Annotated in this window: 18 protein-coding genes and 1 pseudogene; 9 read left to right on the top strand and 10 right to left on the bottom strand. The window is 40.9% G+C overall.

Features of this window, described 5'->3' with window-relative positions:
* Positions 1–50 precede the first annotated feature (50 nt).
* From LC608_RS21080 to LC608_RS21065, 4 genes and pseudogenes are all read left to right on the top strand, one after another.
* Positions 51–992 carry a LysR family transcriptional regulator gene (locus LC608_RS21080; protein ID WP_229555381.1) on the top strand — a complete coding sequence of 314 codons (942 nt, stop codon included), beginning with the start codon at positions 51–53 and terminating at the stop codon, positions 990–992.
* Between the two features lie 102 nt (positions 993–1,094).
* Positions 1,095–2,720 carry a mucoidy inhibitor MuiA family protein gene (locus LC608_RS21075; protein WP_229555380.1) on the top strand — a complete coding sequence of 542 codons (1,626 nt, stop codon included), beginning with the start codon at positions 1,095–1,097 and terminating at the stop codon, positions 2,718–2,720.
* A gap of 94 nt (positions 2,721–2,814) precedes the next feature.
* Positions 2,815–3,315 (top strand): GNAT family N-acetyltransferase, encoded by a 501-nt coding sequence (locus LC608_RS21070; protein ID WP_229555379.1) that lies wholly within the window; start codon positions 2,815–2,817, stop codon positions 3,313–3,315.
* 91 nt (positions 3,316–3,406) lie between these two features.
* Positions 3,407–3,583 (top strand): annotated as a pseudogene (locus LC608_RS21065) (Uma2 family endonuclease); the annotation flags it as partial.
* Between the two features lie 38 nt (positions 3,584–3,621).
* Here LC608_RS21065 and LC608_RS21060 read toward each other — a convergent pair.
* Positions 3,622–3,822, bottom strand: a complete 201-nt coding sequence (locus tag LC608_RS21060; RefSeq protein WP_229555378.1) for a hypothetical protein — start codon at positions 3,820–3,822, stop codon at positions 3,622–3,624.
* A 224-nt stretch (positions 3,823–4,046) separates the two neighbouring features.
* Between LC608_RS21060 and mnmE the strand changes: the two genes are divergently transcribed.
* On the top strand, positions 4,047–5,441 hold the full coding sequence (gene mnmE, locus LC608_RS21055; protein WP_229555377.1) for a tRNA uridine-5-carboxymethylaminomethyl(34) synthesis GTPase MnmE: 1,395 nt from the start codon (positions 4,047–4,049) through the stop codon (positions 5,439–5,441).
* A 108-nt stretch (positions 5,442–5,549) separates the two neighbouring features.
* On the opposite strand, the gene LC608_RS21050 is transcribed toward mnmE, so the two are convergent.
* The 5 genes from LC608_RS21050 to LC608_RS21030 all read right to left on the bottom strand — a co-directional run bounded on the left by LC608_RS21050 (position 5,550) and on the right by LC608_RS21030 (position 11,612).
* Complete coding sequence (locus tag LC608_RS21050) at positions 5,550–6,119, bottom strand: Uma2 family endonuclease (protein WP_229555376.1); 570 nt, start codon at positions 6,117–6,119, stop codon at positions 5,550–5,552.
* Between the two features lie 48 nt (positions 6,120–6,167).
* Positions 6,168–7,748 (bottom strand): DHA2 family efflux MFS transporter permease subunit, encoded by a 1,581-nt coding sequence (locus LC608_RS21045; protein WP_229555375.1) that lies wholly within the window; start codon positions 7,746–7,748, stop codon positions 6,168–6,170.
* Between the two features lie 92 nt (positions 7,749–7,840).
* Positions 7,841–9,100, bottom strand: a complete 1,260-nt coding sequence (locus LC608_RS21040; RefSeq protein WP_229555374.1) for an MFS transporter — start codon at positions 9,098–9,100, stop codon at positions 7,841–7,843.
* A 436-nt stretch (positions 9,101–9,536) separates the two neighbouring features.
* Positions 9,537–10,991, bottom strand: coding sequence for an HlyD family secretion protein (locus LC608_RS21035; RefSeq protein WP_229555373.1), 1,455 nt, complete (start codon positions 10,989–10,991; stop codon positions 9,537–9,539).
* A gap of 153 nt (positions 10,992–11,144) precedes the next feature.
* Complete coding sequence (locus LC608_RS21030; protein WP_229555372.1) at positions 11,145–11,612, bottom strand: MarR family winged helix-turn-helix transcriptional regulator; 468 nt, start codon at positions 11,610–11,612, stop codon at positions 11,145–11,147.
* Between the two features lie 615 nt (positions 11,613–12,227).
* On the opposite strand from LC608_RS21030, the gene LC608_RS21025 reads away from it, so the two are divergent.
* Positions 12,228–13,964 carry a hypothetical protein gene (locus LC608_RS21025; RefSeq protein WP_229555371.1) on the top strand — a complete coding sequence of 579 codons (1,737 nt, stop codon included), beginning with the start codon at positions 12,228–12,230 and terminating at the stop codon, positions 13,962–13,964.
* Between the two features lie 40 nt (positions 13,965–14,004).
* Here LC608_RS21025 and LC608_RS21020 read toward each other — a convergent pair whose 3' ends face one another.
* The gene (locus tag LC608_RS21020; protein ID WP_229555370.1) at positions 14,005–15,660 is read right to left on the bottom strand and encodes a glycosyltransferase family 39 protein; all 1,656 of its coding nucleotides are present in this window, start codon (positions 15,658–15,660) and stop codon (positions 14,005–14,007) included.
* Positions 15,661–15,797: 137 nt separating this feature from the next.
* Between LC608_RS21020 and LC608_RS21015 the strand changes: the two genes are divergently transcribed.
* Entirely contained in the window at positions 15,798–16,442 is a 645-nt protein-coding gene (locus tag LC608_RS21015) for a class I SAM-dependent methyltransferase (RefSeq protein ID WP_229555369.1), read from the top strand.
* A gap of 112 nt (positions 16,443–16,554) precedes the next feature.
* Entirely contained in the window at positions 16,555–17,010 is a 456-nt protein-coding gene (locus LC608_RS21010; protein ID WP_308189905.1) for an EVE domain-containing protein, read from the top strand.
* Positions 17,011–17,195: 185 nt separating this feature from the next.
* Here LC608_RS21010 and LC608_RS21005 read toward each other — a convergent pair whose 3' ends face one another.
* From LC608_RS21005 to LC608_RS20995, 3 genes are all read right to left on the bottom strand, one after another.
* Positions 17,196–18,020, bottom strand: coding sequence for a zinc-dependent peptidase (locus LC608_RS21005; RefSeq protein WP_229555367.1), 825 nt, complete (start codon positions 18,018–18,020; stop codon positions 17,196–17,198).
* Between the two features lie 143 nt (positions 18,021–18,163).
* Complete coding sequence (locus LC608_RS21000) at positions 18,164–20,086, bottom strand: Hsp70 family protein (RefSeq protein WP_229555366.1); 1,923 nt, start codon at positions 20,084–20,086, stop codon at positions 18,164–18,166.
* Between the two features lie 14 nt (positions 20,087–20,100).
* Positions 20,101–21,006 (bottom strand): hypothetical protein, encoded by a 906-nt coding sequence (locus tag LC608_RS20995; RefSeq protein WP_229555365.1) that lies wholly within the window; start codon positions 21,004–21,006, stop codon positions 20,101–20,103.
* A 264-nt stretch (positions 21,007–21,270) separates the two neighbouring features.
* Between LC608_RS20995 and LC608_RS20990 the strand changes: the two genes are divergently transcribed.
* Entirely contained in the window at positions 21,271–22,062 is a 792-nt protein-coding gene (locus tag LC608_RS20990; RefSeq protein WP_229555364.1) for an S-adenosyl-l-methionine hydroxide adenosyltransferase family protein, read from the top strand.
* Positions 22,063–22,637: the final 575 nt, after the last annotated feature.

The following is a 22,637-nucleotide window of genomic DNA, read 5'->3' as shown; positions in this document are numbered from 1 at the left end:
TAGTAATCTAGTTTTATATCGATGAATAGCTATTTACAGGAGAACCACCTTTGAAGCAAGCGACGCTGCACCAGTTAAAGGTATTCGAGGCTGCGGCACGGCACAGTAGCTTTACTCGCGCTGCTGAGGAATTGTTTCTCACTCAACCTACCGTTTCGATGCAGATCAAGCAACTCACAAAATCGGTAGGGTTGCCATTATTTGAGCAAGTGGGGAAGCGGTTATATCTCACCGAAGCAGGACGAGAATTATTTGCTACTTGTCGGCAGATTTTTGAAAATATAGCCCAGTATGAAATGAAGGTTGCAGATTTAAAAGGGTTAAAACAAGGACAATTACGTTTGGCGGTGATTACAACAGCAAAATATTTTATTCCACGTTTGTTAGGGCCGTTTTGCCAACTTTATCCAGGGATTGATATCTCTCTGCAAGTAACGAATCACGAACAAATCTTGGAACGGATGAGTAATAATCTGGACGACTTATATATTATGAGCCAAGTTCCAGACAATATGGATGTGACTTGTGAACCATTTTTAGAAAACCCTTTGATAGTCTTTGCACCAGTTAATCATCCGTTATCTAAGGAAAAAAACATTCCGATCCAACGCCTGTCTAACGAACCTTTTATTATGCGGGAACCAGGTTCAGGAACTCGTCGCGCCGTCCAAAGTCTGTTTGAAGAACAAGGGGTGACAGTAAAAGTCAAGCTGGAATTGGGAAGTAACGAAGCAATTAAACAAGCGATCGCAGGTGGTTTAGGAATTTCTGTTTTATCCCGTCATACCTTACTATTAGACGCCTCAGAGTTTAGCATTTTGGATGTACAACATTTCCCCATTCACCGAAATTGGTACATGGTTTACCCATCTGGCAAGCAGCTATCAATCGTCGCTCGTGCCTATTATGAATATCTCCTAGCTGCGGCAAAGAATTTTGTAGAGCAAAACACTGATACTGCTTCTAGTACCCTTGAACCAACTCACGGATAATTCGTAATTACAAATTACGAATTACCTCAAGGGGTTGACAGCTAGACCGGGAAGCATTGACAATTAACCAGCAAAACCATTAAAAATGAGGGGAAACTAGCAGTGGTTAACCCGGAAATACCGTCTTGGCGCAAAACAGTACAAAGCGAGATTGTAGCTGTTACTGTGTATGCTGACAGAGCATTAGTTGCACGGCGGGGTGTAGTTGATTTAACAGGAATTGAACAGGAACTAGTAATTACCCCAGTGCCAGAGATGGAAACTGAGTCTGTCAGGGTTAGTGGTACAGGTACAGTAGGGGTGCGAATGCTTGGAGTAAGTAGCGATCGCATTTACACTACTGAACCTGTAGCGGAGCTTGCACATTTGACAAGGCAAATTCAGCAGTTAGAAGCAGAAAAACGCCACCTGCAAGCCCAAGTCGATGCTTTAGCATTGCAGTCTAGTTTTATCGACGGGTTGCGTGAAAAAACAGAGGAACCCTTTGCACAGAGTTTGTCTCGGAAAAATCTTAGCCTTAGCGAAACTTTAGATTTTTTGAACTTTCTTGGAAGCCAGTATAGTGAGTATGCGATCGCATCTGGAGAGTGCAAAACTCAACAGCAGGAATTAGACAAACAACTGCAAGCACTCCACACCTCATTGCAAATAATCCAAACACCCCATCCTAAAGAGAGTTTTAGCTTAGTTATAGGAGTTGAAGTTGCAGGTGAAGGCGAGTTTGAGCTAGAAATATCATATTTGGTGAATCGCGCCAGTTGGACTCCGCTATATGACTTGCGCTTTAGCACCACCAGCGATATTGTCCATTTGAGCTACCTTGCAGAAATCACTCAAAGCGTCGGCGAAGATTGGATTGGTGCAAATCTCACCCTTTCTACCGCTAAACCGGGATTAGGTACACTCCCACCCAAAGTTGAACCCTGGTATATTGATGCTCCACGTCCACAACTGTTACGACAACGACGATTTTCTGCCCAGCCACCATTGTTACCTCCCATAGCAGAACCGCCTGCTTCTGCTGCTAGAGCGGATTGGCAAGAACAAGACGAAGTTATAGAGGATAGTCTTATCCCAGCAGAAACCGTTACAGCAGAAGTATCCAAAGAAGGGAGTGTAGTTACCTTTAAATTAAATAGTGGCGGTAACATTCCCAGTGACGGCGCACCTCATAAAACTACAATTTTCAATGATGACTATCCTTGTAGCTTCGATTATGTGGCAATGCCACGCTTAGTAAGTTTTGCTTATCTGCAAGCTAATGTAAAAAATAATCCCAACGGTGCGACTCTATTACCAGGCAAAGCGAATATTTTCCGCGACAATGTTTTTATTGGGACAACTCAGTTAGAAAATATTGCACCAGGGCAAGAGTTCAAACTGAACTTAGGGATTGATGAAGGTTTTAAAATTGAGCGCGACTTAGTTGAACGTCTGGTAGACAAAAGATTGATTAGCAACCAGCGCCGGATTACTTATAGTTATCGGTTGTTCATTACTAACTTATTAGACAAAGAAGTAAATCTAAAACTAACTGAACAATTACCAGTTAGTCGCAACGAGCAAATTAAAGTGCGTCTGAGCCACAGCAATCCGCAAATTCAACTTGGTGAAATGGGGATTTTAGAATGGCAGTTAACTCTTCCGCCCCTAGAGCGACGAGAGGTATATTACCAGTTCATTGTTGAACATCCGCCTGAGCTAATGGTTGTTGGGTTAGATATTTAAAAATGAAGTTAGTGTTGTGCGTCAATTTTTTCAAAATCTCCTAAATTGGGTGTAAATACTAGCAAAACCAATGACATTTAGGAGAAAACTAAAAATGAAGCTCCTGGTTCGAGAAACACAACCGAATGATGCTGCCGCGATTGTTAGCATTCTGAACCCCATTATCGAAGCCGGTGTGTATACCGCGTTTGATACGCCGCTCACAGTCGATGCCGAACGGGAGTATATATTGAATTTTCCCCATCGTGGGGTGTTCCATGTTGCTGTGCGCTTTCCAGAGCAAACGATTGTTGGCTTTCAAAGTATGGAACCATTTGCGTCCTTTACGCACGCCTTTGATCATGTGGGAATCATCGGGACATATGTGGATCTTTTGTACCGACGACAAGGGATTGGCAAGAGTCTGTTTGAGGCTACCTTTAAAACCGCTCGCAGCAAGGGCTACAAAAAAATATTAACCTACGTTCGCGCCGATAACGCCCCTGCCTTGGCTAGTTATCTCCAGCATGGTTTTCGCATAATTGGGACGGCACAAAAACAAGCCAAGATCAAAGAAACGTATATAGACGAGATCATTATCGAACGCTTCTTGTAGATAGCCTCTACGTTCCTCACTGCTACGCTAAACTTATAGCACTGAGACACTTGCTGCTATGTCTCTCACCAAAGATTTTCAAGTTTCAAAAGGTGTTTATCAAGAAAAGTTACGGTTTTTCACGCCTGAAGCAGAACTGGTTTTGACACCGGAAGAAGTTGCACAACAGGCTGAACAAGAAAAGGAACGCGCCGAGTAAGAGAAACAACGCAGCGATCGCTTGGCGGCAAAAGTGCGAGAATTAAATATAGATCCAGATACTATTTAACCTTTGCGCTATCTTGCTTGTGCCTGTTGGCGCGAATGCTATATATCTTCAGGAAGAACCCATTTTGGCGGTTCCGTTATTTTTTTTCGCAGACGTTCTTGTGCCAACTCCAACATTTTGTCTAAGGGAGTCTCTTCAATAAATTTTGTAGCGGCCTCTCTAAACTCGATATTGGGACATTTATCCCCTAAAACACACCCGTTAACACAGGCTACAGCGCAGTTAATTTTTTGCTCCACAGTTAATTCCTCTCTTTAAAAATTATGAGCAGAGACGCGATTAATCGTGTCTGTATAGGAGTTATAATATTCACCCCTAACTCTTTACTATCAGGCATTACCCTCCAGGTAAATTTTACCTTGCCAGTTGTCATCTCATTAGTCTAAATACTTACCATTTAGAAAGTTATCGGTTATGAGTTATGATTTTGACTCCTAACTTCTCACTCTTATGAAGGGCGCTCATGTCAGAAGTTTTTGCTACCACTGGAACTATCGCTGCGATCGCTACTGCTGTTGTCCCCCAACAGGGTAGTGTTGGTATTGTACGGGTGTCCGGTTCCCAAGCAATGGCTCTAGCCCAAACTCTTTTTCATGCACCAGGGCGGCAAGTTTGGGAAAGTCACCAGATTCTCTACGGTTACATTCGCCATCCCCAAACGCAACAACTGGTAGATGAAGCCCTATTGTTGATTATGAAAGCACCCCGTTCTTACACCCGTGAAGATGTAGTGGAATTCCATTGCCACGGGGGAATTATGGCAGTACAACAAGTATTACAACTGTGTTTGGAAAACGGCGCAAGACTAGCACAACCGGGAGAATTTACTCTCCGCGCCTTTTTGAATGGGCGAGTGGATCTAACTCAAGCCGAAGGTATTGCTGATTTGGTGGGAGCTAAATCGCCTCAAGCTGCCCAAACTGCCTTAGCTGGTTTACAGGGAAAATTAGCTCATCCGATCCGGCAGTTACGCGCCAACTGCTTAGATATTTTGGCAGAAATCGAAGCTCGAATTGATTTTGAGGAAGACCTGCCTCCGTTGGATGATAAAGTCATAATATCAGAAATTGAGAAAATTGCCGCAGAAATCATTAGGTTATTGGCAACCAAAGATAAAGGTGAGTTGCTACGCACTGGTTTAAAAGTGGCAATTGTGGGGCGGCCGAATGTTGGTAAGTCAAGCTTATTGAACGCTTGGAGCCAGAGCGATCGCGCTATTGTGACTGACTTACCCGGTACAACCCGCGATGTGGTGGAATCGCAGTTAGTTGTCGGGGGAATTCCCGTACAAGTGCTAGATACAGCCGGGATTAGGGAAACAACAGACCAAGTGGAAAAAATTGGCGTCGAGCGATCGCGTCGGGCTGCCAATGCAGCTGATTTAGTCTTGCTTACCATTGACGCTTCAGCCGGTTGGACGGAAGGCGATCGAGAAATTTACGAACAGGTGCAACACCGTCCATTAATTCTAGTTATTAACAAAATCGATTTAATAGAAGAAAACGAAAGCAAAAATATTCAAACCCAAATCCCAAATTTAAAATCTAAAATTGCCACAGCCGCAGCCCAAAACCAAGGCATTGATGCTTTAGAAACAGCAATCTTAGAGATAGTTAAATCGGGAAAAGTCCAAGCTGCTGATATGGATTTAGCCATCAATCAAAGGCAAGCAGCAGCCTTAACTCAAGCGAAAATTTCTTTAGAACAAGTACAAGCAACAATTGCCCAGCAGTTACCTCTTGATTTCTGGACAATTGACTTACGGGGTGCGATTCAAGCACTAGGAGAAATTACCGGAGAAGAGGTTACAGAATCAGTTTTAGATAAGATTTTTAGCAAATTTTGTATTGGAAAGTAATTTATCTATAATAGACTACCTCACAACAATAGTTTCAAGGTTTATAACTAATTTTTGACTATTTCTCTTGAACAACCATACTTTAAAAATTGACCTCGAAATGTTAGATTAGGGTACTAATACTACATCTTCATATATTTCTGCAATTGCACACCGAAAATCAACGCTAGCGAAATGCACTTCTTGTTCTTTTTCATAAGGGTAAAGTACCCAATGTCCTTCTTCATTGCGGCGGAAGGATTCGACACTCATTCGGTCTGGTGAAATTAGCACATATTCTTGTAGTGATTCTAAGTGTCGGTAACTAGCGAATTTCTTACCTCTGTCATACCCTTCTGTTGACTCAGAAAGCACTTCGATAATTAAGCAAGGATGGGACTTAAAATATTCAGATTCTCTATCTCGTGGATCACAAGTCACCATTACATCGGGATAGAAATAGCGATTTATGATATCAATTTGTGCTTTCATATCTAACATGTAGACACGGCAACCACTACCCCGGAGATGGCTTCGTAACAGCATAGATACATTCATACTGACTGTGACATGAGCATCACTTGCTCCTGCCATTGCGTAAACTTGCCCATCAATATACTCGTGTTTTATTTCACTAAATTTCTCGCCTTCTAGATATTCTTCTGGGGAGATGTAGTACTCACTTTGGCTAACGGCCATTTTAGTATCTTGGTAGTTTTACCAAACATTTTAACCCATAGAAGCAATTTAATGAGCAACAGCGCCACCAGATGGCTTCACCTTTTTGAAGAATAAAACGGCAAGTCCACTGAGTAACAAAGCAATGCCAATGAAATAAAAACAATCGTTAAAAGCCATTACAAATGCTTCCCGGCGGACTATATTAGATATGGATGCGATCGCCTGATTTTGTGCTGTACTTAAATCTGCTCCCTTACTGACAAAATACTGCGTCATTTGGTCAATTCGCTGTTGAGTCTCTGGGTTATATAAAGATATTGCATCACCTAATCTATTCGAGTGAAATTGCTCTCTATTTGCTAACAAAGTTGCTAAAGAAGCAATTCCGATAGAACCGCCCATATTCCGCATCATATTAAATAAACCACTTGCCGAACCTGCTTCTTTCGGACTTAATCCACCAGTGGCAATAGAAGTTAGCGGCACCATAATTAGAGGTTGACCCATTGCACGCACAAATTGCGACCAGCGTAACTGATCTAATCCAGTTTCATTCGTCATTCCAGAGTTCATAAATGCACTGATGGAAAACAAAGCTACACCAACAGCCACCATTAAGCGCACATCAATGCGTTGCATCAATTTGGGGATGAGAGGAATAATAAATAGTTGGGGAATACCAGCCCAAATCAACACTTCACCAATTTGCAGCGCATTGTACTTTTGAATTTGGGCGAGATACAACGGTAAAATATAAATTGAACCATACAATCCTACCCCCAGCGACACATTTACAATACTAGCTAAACCAAAGTTACGCCTAAACAAAAGCCGCAAATTAATAAATGGTTGCTTTCGAGTTAATTCAATATAGAAAAATATCGCCAAAAAAATTACCGCAATCACACTTAAGCGCAAAATAAACGCTGAACCAAACCAATCTTTGCGGCTACCTTCTTCTAAAACAATTTGCAGGGAACCTAACCCAATAGCCATTGCAATAATTCCCCACCAGTCACCTTGTTTTAGTAAATTAATTTGGGGTTTTTCTTGCTTAATTCCATACCAAACACCAGCTAGCATTAATGCCCCTGGAATTACATTTATATAAAAGTTGTATTCCCAACCAAAGTTTTCTGTTAACCAACCTCCTAATGTTGGGCCAATTGAAGGTGCAAAAACTGCACTAAACCCAAATGCAGCCAGTCCAACTGATTGCTTAGATTGGGGTAAAGTCATTAATACAACTGTCATAGCCGTGGGAATTAATACTCCTCCGCTCATACCTTGTAAGGCGCGAAAGAAAATCATGGAATTGAGATTCCACGACCAAGCACAGCATATAGAAAAGAAAATAAATAGTGCAGTATTTACTAACAGATAACGGCGTAGAGAAAACACCCGTGATAACCATCCTGTTAGAGGAATTACCACAATTTCTGCTACGAGATACGCCGTAGAAATCCAAGAACCTTCTTCTAGAGTTGCTCCTAAACTTGCTTGAATATCTTGCAGCGAAGCATTAGTTATTTGAATATCTAATACCGCCATAAATGCACCAAGCATACTGGCTAATACACCAATCCAGGTTCTTAGCGGTACAGTCTCTGGTGGTGCTTGCTGACGAACTATACCTGTATTAGCCATAGTGTTTTTCCTGTTTCAAATTTAAGTTGTAAAAATTTCTTATTAAACCTTATCCTTGTATCTGCACAGCGAAATTAAAATATGATTTTCAATTAAACTTTCTGAGCTTTGATAATACCCTTTTGCTCATAAATTGGAAGCATGATTTTTCTTAAAGCAGGCAACTCTCTGCTAAAAATGATTGATCCTAAAATGCAAACTATACCATCAATTATTAAAGTGTTGGGAGCGCCGATATGACTGGCTAAAAAACCTCCCAATAAATTACCTACGGGAATCATCCCCAAAAATGACATTGTGTATAAGCTCATCAATCTCCCACGTTTGTCATCCTCTACAATTGTTTGTAAAAAGGTGTTGCTAGCAGCAATTTGGAGAATTGTACCTAAGCCAACAAATAACATTGTAAATAAAGAGAGTGGTAAAAATCGAGACAATGAAAAGGCAATCAGACCAATTCCTAAAATTGCTGGTGCTAAAGCAATCAATTTACCAATTCCTAAGATTGTTTGGCGCGTAGTTAGATAAATACCACCAGTTAAGGCTCCAACTCCAGAAGCCGCCATCAAAAAACCCAAACTTTCTGCACCACCTTTGAGAACTTGTTCTGCAATAACTGGTACAAGAATAGTGTTTTGCAGCCCCATGAGGCTAACTAAGGCTGATAGTAATAAGATTGCTCGAACCGGTGGAAAGCTAAAGGCATAGACAAATCCCTCTTTGACTTTTTCTAAGGGATTACCATCAGTTACTACATTTTTCCAAGGTTTAACTTTCATTGCCAATAAAGCGGCGATTACAGCAATGTAGCTCAAACCATCAATTAAAAAACAATAAGCAGTTCCAACGCCAGCAATCAATAAACCCCCGATCGCAGGGCCAATTAATCGCGCACCATTGACCATTGTAGAGTTAATAGCGATCGCATTGCCTAAATCTTCTCTACGTTCAATCAATTCTGGCACAAATGCTTGACGGGCGGGCGCATCTAAGGCATTAATAAATCCTTGAAATAAACTCAAGGCGATGATATGCCATACCTGGATCACACCAGTCAGCGCCAGCGCTGCTAATATTAACGATTGAATCATCGCCAAGACTTGCGTACTAATTAAGGTACGATACCGAGAAAAGCGATCTACAAAGACTCCGCCAAAGGGAGCTAAAAAAAAGCTAGGAATTTGACTCGAAAATCCCACAACTCCTAACATTAATGGGGAGTTTGTCAAGTCATAAACTAGCCAAATCGTGGCAAGTTGCGTCATCCAAGTCCCAATTAGGGAAATACCTTGTCCGGCAAAAAATAGTTGGTAGTTTCTTGACCTTAAAGCAGGTAGTAGCGGTTTTCTCATGTCAGGCTTACTTTATACCAATCTGCTTTCATAATAAATATCATCTCACCTCATCTCTATACGCCTGTCTTTAGATGTATGAGAATGTCATAGACAGAAAGAGGTTTTTCAATCTGTTTGCAGACAATTTTAGTATTAATGATGTCCGGTTGATTATTTACTAAAACCCAAGAACCCTACCCCGCCAAAGGGTAGCTTTGTCTCTCCTCAGGAAGATCCTACGGTGTACACACAAGTCTGAAATCGCTGATTAACTAAGGTTTTACCCCACCCTAACCCTCCCCTTATAAAGGGGAGGGAACTAGATTTATTTTCTTGTTTCCTCCCTTTATAAGGGGGGATTAAGGGGGGTAATTCGACTTTTGTGTACACCGTAGCCCCGCTTTTCGAGAGGGGTTGGGGTTCTTTTATTATGGGTAATTTAGTGGACATGATATTACTTGACTTCCACAGCAATTTCCGCAGACATCCCCGGAGTAATCCGTGATTCGTAGCCTTGAATGCTCTTTTGGTCGAAAACTATTTTTACTGGGATGCGTTGGACAACTTTGGTAAAGTTACCTGTAGCATTATCCGGTGGTAATAAAGCAAACTGAGCACCGGAAGCTGGCGAAAGACTTTCTACACGACCAACAAAGGTATGATGAGGGAAAGCATCTAGCTTGATTTCTGCTTCTTCTCCTGGTCGCATTTTTTCTAATTGAGTTTCTTTGAAGTTCGCAATTACCCAATACTGGTTATCCACGATCGCCATTAATGGTGTTCCTGCTGCAACTCGGTTGCCAACTTCGACGTTTTTTCTACCAACTCGTCCGGCACTGGGGGCAGTAACGTTGGCGTAAGATAGCTGTAATTGTGCGTCTTTGAGCGATGCTTCCGATTGGGCGATCGCCGCTTTTGCCGCTTCGTATTGACTACGTTTTACTGTGGTATCTTGTCCGCCTGCGGTAGCTTGTTGCAATCCTCCCCTAGATGCTGCCAATTTAGCTTGGGCGTTGGTGACATTTTCTTGCGCCTGTGCTAGTTGAGACTGGGCTTTGGCAACACCAACTCTAGCAGAGGCTAACTTGGCTTGGGCTTGTTCTACTCCTTGAACAGCAGCGTTCCTTTGTGCCGTAGCCACGTTATAAGCGGCCTTGGCTGCGTCTAGCTGCTGACGAGCGATCGCACCTGATTTATACAACTGGTTGTAGCGATCGTAATCTGCTTGGGCATTTTCCAAATTCGCATTTGTTTGCGCTACCTGCGCTTGGGCGGCGGGAATCCCTGCTTCGGCTAGTCTGACTTCAGCTTGCGCTGCTGGTATCCCTGCTTGAGCTTCTTGGACTGCTGCTTGGGCTGTAGAAATTGCTGCTACTGCACTGCTGACATCACCCTGCGCTTGAGTTGTCTTACCAGTAGTAGTTTGTGAAGTTAAAGCAATGTTTGCTTGGGCGGCTTGCGCCTGTCCACGAGCATTTTCTAGGGCTGCTGCTGCTTGCTGTACCTTGCTTTCATAGTCCCGTGGATCTAATTTCACTAACAATTGTCCCGGTTGCACCAGTTGGTTATCATCCACTAGCACCTGACTTACAGTTCCGGGAATGCGGCTACTAACTTGGTGAATGTTTCCAGCAACGGTGGCGTTGTCTGTTTCCTGATGGGTGGAGGCGTATTGCCAGTAGTTATAACCAAAACCACCTGCGGCGATCGCACCCACACCTAATGCTGCCAAAATTAAACCATTAGGTCTTTTCCGCTTCGGTGGAGCTTCTTTTTCTTTCTCTATCTCAGGTGTGACAACAGGTGCTTCTGCTGTCACAGTTTCTAAAGTCTCGGAATCAGGAATCAATTGTTTTCCGATAAATGGGGTTTTGTGTCCGTTGCGTCCGTTAAAAGTATTACTGGTCATGATTCTTAACTCGTTTGTTCAATAATTTGATTAATAGTCTTTTATTTAGAATGCGTAGTATTTTCTGAAAAAAATTTATTTCCTTAGTATGCGTATTATCTCAAAACAAATCTTCACATCACCTCCCCCGGTCGGGTGATTATGGGATCATCTTTAGGAAAGGTTAGCGATCGCCCGGTTCAAGATTTGGGAAAACAGTTCTCGGTCAGCAAAGGAAATACCATCCATCGCTTCATCACGCACGGCTGCGGCAACTGGGGGTAAAACAGTTTCTAGTTCCTTACCTGCATCCGTTAGCCAGATTCGCCAGATGCGGCGATCGTGAGCATCGCGTTCTCGACGCACCAAGCCGCGTTCTTCCATCCGATCTAATACACCTGTTAAAGTCCCCCCTACTTGTTTGAGTTTGTCCCCAATACTAGAAGTAGGTAAACCATCTTCTTGCCACAAACAGCACAACACCAGCCAGTGAAATGGCGTAAGACCAAAGGGTTCTAGTCTGTCTGTAAACTTGCGACTAAGGAGTTGCGAGACTAATTTGATTCTGTAGCCCAAATTGTATGGAGCCAGATTTTGCTGCCACGAATCTAAAGCTGGGGAGTGATTAGATGTAGAAACCATTTAGCAAAATACTTAGTATGCGTAATATTATTATAATTAGGTTAGCTTTTTTAGCAATACTCGCTTTATATCTGCTTGACATTCTGTCTTAGAGAATAATATTGTACTCTTTGACAGTGCTGATAATGCGGTGAAGTTGAGATAATTTAGCGGACTGGTCAGCATATATATAAGCATAACTCAAAGCTGGTATTTGGGAAATATAGGCTATTTATTCAGGACGAATAGAAAGATAGATTTTAAGTAGTACTTTGGTTTTAGCATCTATTTACACAGAGTAGATAGGACGAGATTGGAGAATTGAAGCGCTCATTCTCTCGTTACCCCTCCTGAACGGTTACGATGATTTGTCACATTTCGACTTCTATTCAAAACCCAGCACGTTGCACAAGTTCTAGTCGAAATTTTACATGGGTAAGGGATACCCCATCCTTTTAACTTAACCCAGACAGTTCGGCTTTGATTACTTTTTATTATGAGTAGAAAACAGAGTGCTGCTAGATTTATTCCCTCTAGAAATGACCGCTCAATACTTGAATATTGTACAATCATAAAAATTGAAAAAGCTTTTGATTTTATTACCTAACACAATTTATTCAGACATGGGCGTGTCCAATGCTAATTCTACAATTACAAAAATTTTTAACAACGCCTATTACTCAAAAAAGCAGACAAAATCAGTCTAGATTTACTGTCATCTTTTGGTACAGTCTAAGTCTAACTTTTGCTGTTGGCTATATTCTTATGGGGCTGAAAAAAGCTTTTAGCAGTCAATATATAGTCGGCGACGATGCACGGGAATATATTTCTTGGATGTATCGTTACTTTAACCCAGATTTATTTCCTGGGGATTTAATCGCTGATTATTTTCAGTCAGTGACACCAATTGGATATGGTATTCTTTATAAAGTAATTGCAGCTTTAGGTATCGATCTAACTTTTTTTAGCAAAATTTTTCCAATAGTATTGGGACTAATTACTACTAGCTATTGCTTTGCAGTCTGTATGCAGATATTACCAGTGCCAATGGTGGGGTTTATTGCATCCTTACTTTTAAATCAAAGTCTTTGTATGCATGATGACCTATTTTCTGCTACTCCTAGAGATTTTATTTATCCCCTATTTTTAGCTTTTTTATATTATTCAATACGGTCTTCTGGGTTAGGTATCTTAATTGTACTTGCACTCCAATGTTTAATATACCCTTTAATAGGTTTTGTGGATTTATTAATTTTAGCCCTGAGATTATTTCGCTGGCAAAATGGGCAGATAACTATTTCTCAGAACCGAAAAGATTATATTTTATTTGCAGCAGCCATTATCGTTACTGGTATTGTAATTTTACCTTATGCCATTCAATCATCACAATTTGGCCCGCCAATTACTGCTGCTGTTGCCAGAACTATGCCGGATTACTGGCCTGGAGGAAGAGTCAGCTATTTTAGTCATAATATTATTAATTATTGGTTTTTTGGTAGAGATAGCGGGTTTATTGCTTTAATTGCACCTCCTCAATTATTATTAGGTTTATTATTACCAATAATCCTGAAATTTAAGTCTTACTTTCCCCTAACTAAGGAAGTAAATGATGAAGTAAAACTATTACTACAGGCAGTGATAGCTAGTTTAATAATGTTTTTTACTGCCCATGCCTTAGCTTTTAAACTGCACTGGCCTAGCCGCTACACCCATCATACTTTTAGGATGGTACTTGCTGTTGCAGCAGCAATTTCTATTATCTTGATTTTAGATGCTACATTTCGATGGTCGAGAGAAAATGGGAAACAGATTTTCATCTTGGGAACTATTATAATCCTTGGTGCAGGACTCGTTTTCTACCCTAGCAGCTTCAGCTTAAAAGTTTTTCCTAAAACCCTTTATGTAGAGGGTAAAGTCCCAACATTATATAATTTTTTGCAAAAGCAACCGCAAAATATTGTCATAGCCTCTACTTCTGGAGAAGCAGATAACATACCTATCTTTGCTCAAAGAACAATTTTAGTGGGTAAAGAATATGCTTTACCTTTCCATACAAAATATTACGCTCAATTTAGTAAGCGGATGATTGACCTTATTAATGCCCAATATACTGAAGATATTAATCAGGTTAAAGACTTTATCCAAAAATACCATGTAACTTTTTGGTTATTAGAACGTTCTGCATTCCTTCCAGAATATATAACTAAAAACACTTGGCTACAACAATATCAGCCAGCAGCACAACAAGCGAACGCAAATTTACAGAAGTCCTTACCTGTTTTAGCGACATTAATCAACTCTTGTGCTGTTTTTGAGACTGATAATTTAGTCCTTCTCAAAACAGAATGTATAAAAGTAGTAACGAAGACTTGAACAGAATACCCAATTATAATCACAGGTTTTTCCATCTATCTTAGGGAAGAACTTGAATTAACTGATACTCTTTGACTGTACCCAGAATGCGGTGAGGTCGAGGTAATTTAGGAGACTGTTCAGTATATATCCAAGCATAGCTCAAAGCTGGTATTTGGGAAATAGAGCCTACTCGTTGGGGGTGAATAGAAAGATAGAAATTAAGCAATACTTGGGTTTTCGGGTCTATTTGCACATAGTAGGTAGGATGAGATTGGAGAATTGAGGCGATCGCACTTTGTTGTAAGAAAGATTTCAAAATAGGGTTATAGTCACTTAAAAGCCCTATGCTACCTGCCATCGCCAAAGCTAACCAACAAGGAATTAACCAGCCTGCAATCCAATAACGCGCTGTGAGAAACTTCTTGCCAAAGTGGTAACGACTAATCCACACTACAGGTAAAATTAACCAACCCAAGCCCATAGCCAAGCCAATAGATGCATACTTGCGGATGTCAAAACTACCCCAACTAAGGACACCAATACTCACTATTACAAGTAAAATACCGAAGCCACCAAAGCCATAACTGAGATTTCGAGGAAGATTCTTTTTTGCAAAAAGTCTTAATATATTTATTTTACCTTTTTCAAGAGGTAATTGCGGGGTAATTCCTGTTTCGTAAATACTACCTAACCAGTTTAAACCCACAGATGCAAGCAAAGCTACAAACGGATAAAGGCTAAGACTATAGTGAGGAAGGCGAGTACTAAAAAAGCTAAGTTCACAAAATAGGACAAGTGGAAAACCAACTAATATTAACTGATAACGGAGAATAGGATGACGTACAGTCAAAAATAAACCTAAAAGTCCGAAAAAAGCCCAAGGAAATGCTTTTAAAAGAATATTCCATAAATAAAATAGTCGATCATTTCTATAATTATTTTCAGAACCTAGCTGCACAACAAACTTGAGCAACTCTTCAAAACTATGATTTCCGTAGTGCAGCCAACTTAACCACAGCCAAACACAAGTAGGGATTAAACCTACAAAAAAGCCTAAATACAAAAATGGGTTAGTAAGATGATGATGACGGCGATGTTCCCAAATTAAATAAGGGAATAAAGCTATGATTGGCAAAAAAATCATAAAGCTTCTGATTAAGAAGCCTAAACCTAAACTTAAACCAGCTATAAAACTCCAAAAATAGCGATATTGAGGATATGATTCCGCTTTTATTAAAGACAAAATAGCTAAAAGTACTAATAAAACCATCGGTACATCAGGTGTACTTAAGCGAGAGTATTGCAGCCAGAAAAATTCCACACTTAAAATTGCAGCAGCTAGCCAACCTAATTTTTTGCCTAGCATACTTTTACCAATTTCATACACCAGCCATAAGCTAAAAATGCTAGCAATCATACTAGGAATACGCGCACTAGTATCACTCATCCCAAACAACTTGTAGAAACTGGCAATTATCCAATAAGGCCCAGGAGTTTTATGATGTGCTTTTTCCCAAGGAGTTATCCAATTACCAGAATCAAACATCAGACGGGCACGCGATGCGTAAAGCGCTTCATCATGTGCCATCAGGCTATTGTGCCCAGAAGTAAATAACAATAAAGGCAGTATCCAAATTAACAAACTTAAATAGGGTAATGAGCCGACTATGTGATGTCGCCAAATACGCTGCAAGAAGTGTAGTTTATATAACATTGAATTGATACAATTGAATGCTGCTATTTGGAATCATTTATGTGTCCTAATGTTATTAAAATATGTTACATAGTGTTTGTTGAAAAATATCTGAAATTCCCGCAATTTTCAGAAAAAGTACTCCAAAACAGAGATTTATGCAGTTAAAACCAAATCAGCGCCTGAAATTAGACGACAAAGACGATAAGCTGTTCTATGCCTATCCCCGCTTTGTTACCCATGTCGATGAAGGATTTATTCAGCAGCTAACGGATTTATATAGCGATCGCCTCAAACCCAACACCCGCATTTTTGATATGATGAGCAGCTGGGTGTCTCATCTGCCAGAAGAGATGCAGTTTGCCCATGTGGAAGGACACGGACTCAATGGTGAAGAACTAGCACGAAATCCCCGTTTAAATCATTACTTTGTGCAAAATCTTAACGAAACTCCGCAGCTACCTTTACCAGATGAAGATTTTGATGCTGTTCTCAATTGCGTATCTGTGCAGTATGTGCAATATCCAGAAGCAGTATTTTCTGAAATTTACCGCATCTTGAAACCCGGCGGTGTTGCAATTATTAGCTTTTCTAACCGGATGTTTTTTGAAAAGGCGATTCAGGCTTGGCGCGAGGCTTCAGAAGCACAGCGAGTAGAATTAGTCAAAGCTTACTTCGCGTCAGTTCCAGGATTTACAACCGCAGAAGTTATAGCACATAAATCAACATTACCGAGTTTATTACAGTGGTTGGGTGCAGGTGGAGGAGATCCATTTTATGCTGTCATAGCTTACCGTAATTAGGTTAAATATTCACTAGTATAGTACGGCGTAAATCCAGCTACCATCTCAAAGACAAGGGGCAAAATCCTATTGTCAAAGTCCCTTGTTATTTGTATATCCATAATTTTTGTAGATGAATTATTGGCTAATGAAATCAGAACCAGAAGCCTATAGTATTGCTGACCTTCAACAGCAGAACGAGACTATCTGGGACGGTGTTCGCAATTATCAAGCTCGCAACTTTTTGCGACAAATGGATGAAGGAGACTTAGCTTTTTTTTATCACTCCAATGCTAATCCTCCTAATATTGCTGGGTTAATGCGTGTGGTGAAAAAAGATATTGCTGACCCGACTCAGTTTGAGCCAAAAAGTAAATACTATGACCCGAAATCGAGTTCCGAATCCCCTCGGTGGCAAACAGTTGTAGTGGAATTTGTTGAGGCTTTTTCTAACCCTATCTTGCTATCAATACTCAAAGAAAAGTTTAGCGCCGAAGAGTTAATGTTGGTGAGACAAGGAAATCGGTTATCAGTGATGCCCGTCCCTGAGGCAGTTGCTTTGAAGATTCTGGCAATGAAAACTTCCTAGTTTAAAATTACACCAGGACTGTACCTCACTAACTTGCAATTTACTGTGAAATTAAAGGTTTGTAGTAAGGACTTTAGTCCTCTCTACGCGAACAAAATCAGGACTAAAGTCCCAACTAGAAATATTCTTTAAGGAAGGTTGATTAACTGGACATAATGTGATTTATTCTTGCCTAATTACTTAGTTCACACCCATTGCAAAGGATCTAATTGATAGTAACGTTGCAGTTGCTCATAAAGTGCCGGATGCTTAGACAGCAATTGGTGTGGTTTCTCAAAGAATGTCTCAGTCGCTACGGCAAAAAATTCTGCGGGATTCGTTGCACCATAGCTATCCATTACCGTCTTTACGCCTTGTAGAACATCATTACAAAGTTGCTGATATTCTTCTGTCATCACCTTCGCCCATATAGTATAGTCTGAGTTGCTTTGCAGTATAGGAACTCCTTCAGCTTTACCATCTTCTTGATCCAACTGATGGGCGAATTCATGAAGCACAACGTTATGTCCATCTTCCCAGTTATTAATGTCTTGTTTCACCTGTTCCCAAGACAGTACTACTTGGTCATTTGTCCACGATTCACCCAGTCTTGCCACACGTCTTTCTTCAACAACATATTTTCCGATGGAAGTCCTTTCCTGAACAAAATAAGCGTTGGGATAGACTAGAATTGAACGAAGCCTAGGGAAGTATTGCCCACGTTCATTTAATAGGAGTAAACAGGCGATCGCAGCAAGGGTCAGTTTCATTTCCTCCGTCACCTGTAATCCTCTACAACCAATAAATTGCTTTTCTGCTAAGAATACTTGAATATGTCCCTGAAGTCGTCTAATTTCATCGGGAGAGAGGCACAGATAAATAGGAAGATTATTCTCAATAATTGCATTCCACAGTGGGGGAAAAGGACGGTGTTTGAGACGGTTTCTTCGCTTTTTAACTAGAACAGGATTGATTAAAATCCCAGTAAGAATCAGCCCAATAATGAGAAATACAACTATTGTTTGAATCATTGACTTCTGAGCAAGTTACATATTTAAGTCACTGTAAAACAGAAAATTTAGATAACATAATTGTTCATTGTTGTATCTCAATCACTAAATTTAAATGGACCTTTTCTCTCTTTTCTAAACTTTACTAATCCCACATATCACTGCTATTGGATCAGAATTATGCAAGATTGAACTTTGGTAGAAAGGGTTTTTTGAAGCCCTTGCTCAACTTTGCTAATCAGTTTATCAAAAGCCGCTTGATCTGCTGTCAATTGTTCTTGAAGAACTTTCTCTAACTCAGGTTTTATTTGCTCACACATCTCCTCAATTTTTTTGTCACTCAAAAAACTAGAACGAACCCAACTAGGTACATCCACATTTGTCTTGATTACTTCTTGAACACTCTTACGATTTAGCTCCATTCCTGCCGCCATAACCGAAGCTCCATATACTAGGGCAATAGGCCAGGTTAAATGTCCAGTTAGTATAAGAGTGATGATGCTAGCTACAGTTCCTCCGCCAATTACTACATTGACAATAAAGCCCACTGTCTCAGCCAGAATAGCATCTCCAATTCGTAACTCTGGGTTAACAAAATTTGGGTCAATACTATCCTGGAACCTTAAGCTGCTTCTAGGTATCTGAAACTTTCGACATATTGGATCGGTTTGTGCGGCTAAATCGGGTTGGATTTTATTGCTAAACCAAGAAGCGCATTGATGATTAATTATCTGCACAGCGCGTTCGCTTTTGAGCCACTGTTCTGCACGACCGATTAAAGATGTTTCCAAATCGGCTAAAGTCCGTATTTTGTTTTTTTGCCAATCTTTTAAAGCTGGTTTAACTGCGTTGACAAGCAAGCCGTCTGTCAAAGGCTTAGTTAATGATTCGATTAGCTCCGGGATATGCCTTTCAATCAAACTTTTAAGCGTATTCGAGGTAAATAGTTTGTTGACTTCTTCTTTAAAAGCAGCAGCACGCAGATCCCATCGTCCTACTCGTGCTAATCCCAGTGCAATGCACCGTTCCGGTTCTGGATCGGGGCGAAGCAGCGTTTCTGGTTCGGGAAACATTTCCTGACAAAGCAAGTGGGTAAACTTCATGCGAGATGCACCGCCAGTCATCAGCAGAAGTTTCGGCACGATTCCAAGTTTTTCTAGCTTTTCTTTCGCCTCGGTTAAAGAGTCGGTAAACGATCGCACCCAACTATGATGTCCCAGTTCCGTTAAGGGCTGGTTTAAAATTTCCTCCATCATCAATTTATTGACTTGGGGAATAAAATAAATCTGTTCGTTAATCGACTCGAAGCCACGCGCAAAGGATTCAGGATCGCTGTATAGCTGTTCATTAGAAAAGTAATCTTCTTTAGCTTTGCGACAAGCAAGTTCACAACGAGCTTGATGATGCGGATATTCCTGAAATACTTTTTCGAGTAATGCTTTTTGCTCGTGGTTGGCGAGAGTCCGAGCAAAAATAGCTTTGTCAATTAGAGATGCACCTAAAGTATTACTCCCGAAATCTATAGGTATCTCTTCTAAGCTCTTAACCAGAGTAAAATCTGTGGTTGAAGAACCAATATCGACAATTAGCACCGATGCAACAAGTTTGTCATACTCCAGTTTCCCGGCTTCCTTGGCTTGCATGAAAGCAGCCCGCGATTCGGGTACAACATTTAGTTGGGGAATGCCAGCTTCTTGAAGTAACTTTTGGTATTCGGTGCGATCGCTAACTGACCATCCTGAAGGGCAGCCAATGTAAAAATAGCTACCTCCCCCACCTTCCAGTTGTTTGCTTTCTTTCAAAAGTCGGTAGTAGGTTGCTACAAAAGTGCTGATTGTTTCCCGATATTTAGGATCATTGTTGGGTTTTTGCTTGAAAGAAATCGTCAGTTGGGTAACGCCAGCTTGAATTAATGCTTGTTCGCCGACAAGATAACCGAGTTTAGGATGCCAGCCAAGAGCTGTAATTTGGTTCTTCTTGTTGTTAATCTCCAGCATCTGGGGGGGGTCAATGCTTTCCACGATCGCTTTAGCTACAGCCGTTTCACCGTGCCCCAAATCAAAACCGATTGTTTCTAAAATTTCCATACCCTTATTGTCTATTATTCTCTAGCAGAGGAATATGCTGGCTCTATTACCCTACCGCGCCGAATCAAGCGATCGCCTTTCAACAAAGCAGGAGTTAGAGTTATGTGATCTTTGGTATCGGGGTCGATACTTGGCTCGAAGTCAAAATAGCCGCGATCGCTGTGAGGGTCATTTGGTCGGTAAATTTGAGCGTTAATTCCCTGAGACATTAAAATCTGTGGCAGCAGTTTTGCAAGTTCATAAGCCATTTGGGGTTTATCAAGTTTTGATGCGCCCATCAGCCTTTGCAGAAAATTCAATAGCTCTGGCAATTCTTCTATTGCTAGGTCGCCTTCATGTTTATTCCATTCTTCTACTCTAGCTACTGCTAGGTCGATAGTGTTGAGAGCATCGCCAAGATGATCTAAAAATACTTTGCTATCAACCCGGAGCATAGGTTTAGGTAATTCCAATAGCTCTGAAGACATAGAATTTTGCTGGCTCTTTAACTCAAGTTGAAGTACAACTTCTACCCCTAGAAGTATAGAGGTTAGTAAGATAGCCATCCATGCACCTGGAGTAGTTTTAGTTAAAGAGAACAACGAACCTAAGATGCCTATATAAATTAGTCCTTTTAGCAGTTTTAGGATTAATCTGCTGGAAAAAAACTTTGTACTTGGGTTAGTAAATTGCTTTTGCTCTATTGGAGCAATTTGAGAATAGTTAGCCGCAGCAAGAGTAGCAATGGACTGCCGCAGGGTATCTAGGAAAAAGGAAGCCAAACGAATTTGAGCTAAATTAAGTTTTTCAATGTAAATTCTTTCGAGATCATCAAGTCGGTTTTGAACCAACTTAACTATCTCCTCGATGTTAGTTGTGTTATCAATATCTGTCTGGAGTTGGTTGCGTTGTTCGCTAAAAAGTGAAGTGATTGTTCTCATTGCGTTGACTAAGACTTTAAGGTTATTAATAGGAGTGAAATGAGCAGACAACTGCTTATTTAAACCTGTAATCACATGATGACTGATGTAATTAATCTAAGTTGTGTAGTTGCAGTATTTTTTGGCTGGAAAATGCGCTCAATGTTATCTAGAAATCTTGCATATAGTTGAGATCACACGTAGACTGCTGATGAGGCAGGTTCACTGGAGCCTTTGAAGTCCAACCATTGATTGCAAATTACACCCATTAGAAGGAGGAGCAGAATGTTTATCTGCGTCATTGCAGACTACGGTACAGGAGATCCGGCATTTACAGAAGTCACACAACGTCTGCTGATGGCTTCTCCCGATGCCCAAATTCATTTGCTTTCGGTTCCAGCATTCAGTACATTGGCAACGGGATTTTGGATTGCCCAACTAGGACTCAACCCAGGAAATAGCGATCGCCTAATTTATCATAACTGTGCGCCTCGTCAGGATGATCCTGAAGCCCGTCGGGATAATGAAGGTGAAGGACTAACTTATGCTCTTTTATATAACGGTGTAAAAGTAGTGGGTGTAAATGCAGGCTACACGCTCTCCTTTATCAAAGACTATACAAAGGAGTTGCGAGTGGTCAACGTTTCTCGTGGTGGTTCGCAGTTTCGCTCACGGGATGTATTTCCTCCGGCTGCGGCTGCTATTATGAATGAAGATTTTAGCCTTCTGGGAGATAGCCTTAAGAGCGAGCAAATCCCAGATGTTCCACCAGATCGAATCGCCTGGATTGATGGCTATGGCAACATTAAAACTACTATTGGGGCGCATACACTGAATTTAGAGCCTCAAAGCAAGATCGTGATCCGAATTGGAGATGTGGTGAGTGATGCAGTGTATTCTGATGGCAGCTTCAAGGTGTCTGAAGGAACTTTAGCCTTTGCTCCTGGTAGTTCCGGTTGGTCAAGAGGCGATTCAGGAGAACCATTGCGCTTTTTAGAGCTATTTCTGCGAGGAGGAAGTGCTTGGGAACGCTTTGGTCGTCCCCGTGTGAATCAGCAAGTAACTCGAATTGCGTAAAATCGGGTAGTTGGTTTCTGTTATCAAATTTTGGATATAGCAGTTTCCACACAGATAAGGTACAAAAATAATTCCTCTTTAACCTCTTTACTCTGTGTCCTCTGTGCCTCTGTGGTTCAAAAAATTATTTTAAACCACAGAGGCACAGAGAGCGCTGAGAAAAAATCCTAAATTCAGTAGACCGAAAACTTTTGCGATGCCTTCGGCGGGCGTAGCCATCGCTAAAAAATAGTAGTGTATGATACAGTTTCTTGGAGGAATGTAAAAAGCTGATTGCTTTAGATGAACGATAAGCACAGCTTATGAATGAGCCATAAAAATCAAGCAAAATCAGCCGGACGATAAACAAACTTCGCAGGCTACGCCATAGTTGCGGTCTACTGCCTGTAGTCCACCGGATGCCTTGGGGGGACGGCGTAGCCAAGGGGTAAATATATGCAGCTTCACAAATAAACGGTATAAGTTATCAAAGTCTGATGAAATAAACAATAATTCTTAGATTACTAGTTAAATCAAAAGTGAAAAAACTAAAACATTTTTGTCCCTAAAATCTTAGACAGTAACAAACTGTATTT

It is taken from the genome of Nostoc sp. XA010, from assembly GCF_020829625.1.
GTDB lineage: Bacteria > Cyanobacteriota > Cyanobacteriia > Cyanobacteriales > Nostocaceae > Nostoc.
The sequence above is the reverse complement of the archived record's forward strand: the minus strand, read 5'-3'. Positions and strand labels throughout refer to the sequence as shown.

What these genes read in the sequence shown, in the direction of transcription:
- LC608_RS21070 (WP_229555379.1), top strand. Translation starts at nt 2,815, where the DNA reads ATGAAGCTCCTGGTTCGAGAAACACAACCGAATGATGCTGCCGCGATT.
- mnmE (WP_229555377.1), top strand. Translation starts at nt 4,047, where the DNA reads ATGTCAGAAGTTTTTGCTACCACTGGAACTATCGCTGCGATCGCTACT.
- LC608_RS21050 (WP_229555376.1), bottom strand. Translation starts at nt 6,119, where the DNA reads ATGGCCGTTAGCCAAAGTGAGTACTACATCTCCCCAGAAGAATATCTA.
- LC608_RS21045 (WP_229555375.1), bottom strand. Translation starts at nt 7,748, where the DNA reads ATGGCTAATACAGGTATAGTTCGTCAGCAAGCACCACCAGAGACTGTA.
- LC608_RS21040 (WP_229555374.1), bottom strand. Translation starts at nt 9,100, where the DNA reads ATGAGAAAACCGCTACTACCTGCTTTAAGGTCAAGAAACTACCAACTA.
- LC608_RS21035 (WP_229555373.1), bottom strand. Translation starts at nt 10,991, where the DNA reads ATGACCAGTAATACTTTTAACGGACGCAACGGACACAAAACCCCATTT.
- LC608_RS21030 (WP_229555372.1), bottom strand. Translation starts at nt 11,612, where the DNA reads ATGGTTTCTACATCTAATCACTCCCCAGCTTTAGATTCGTGGCAGCAA.
- LC608_RS21025 (WP_229555371.1), top strand. Translation starts at nt 12,228, where the DNA reads ATGCTAATTCTACAATTACAAAAATTTTTAACAACGCCTATTACTCAA.
- LC608_RS21020 (WP_229555370.1), bottom strand. Translation starts at nt 15,660, where the DNA reads ATGTTATATAAACTACACTTCTTGCAGCGTATTTGGCGACATCACATA.
- LC608_RS21015 (WP_229555369.1), top strand. Translation starts at nt 15,798, where the DNA reads ATGCAGTTAAAACCAAATCAGCGCCTGAAATTAGACGACAAAGACGAT.
- LC608_RS21010 (WP_308189905.1), top strand. Translation starts at nt 16,555, where the DNA reads ATGAATTATTGGCTAATGAAATCAGAACCAGAAGCCTATAGTATTGCT.
- LC608_RS21005 (WP_229555367.1), bottom strand. Translation starts at nt 18,020, where the DNA reads ATGATTCAAACAATAGTTGTATTTCTCATTATTGGGCTGATTCTTACT.
- LC608_RS21000 (WP_229555366.1), bottom strand. Translation starts at nt 20,086, where the DNA reads ATGGAAATTTTAGAAACAATCGGTTTTGATTTGGGGCACGGTGAAACG.
- LC608_RS20995 (WP_229555365.1), bottom strand. Translation starts at nt 21,006, where the DNA reads ATGAGAACAATCACTTCACTTTTTAGCGAACAACGCAACCAACTCCAG.
- LC608_RS20990 (WP_229555364.1), top strand. Translation starts at nt 21,271, where the DNA reads ATGTTTATCTGCGTCATTGCAGACTACGGTACAGGAGATCCGGCATTT.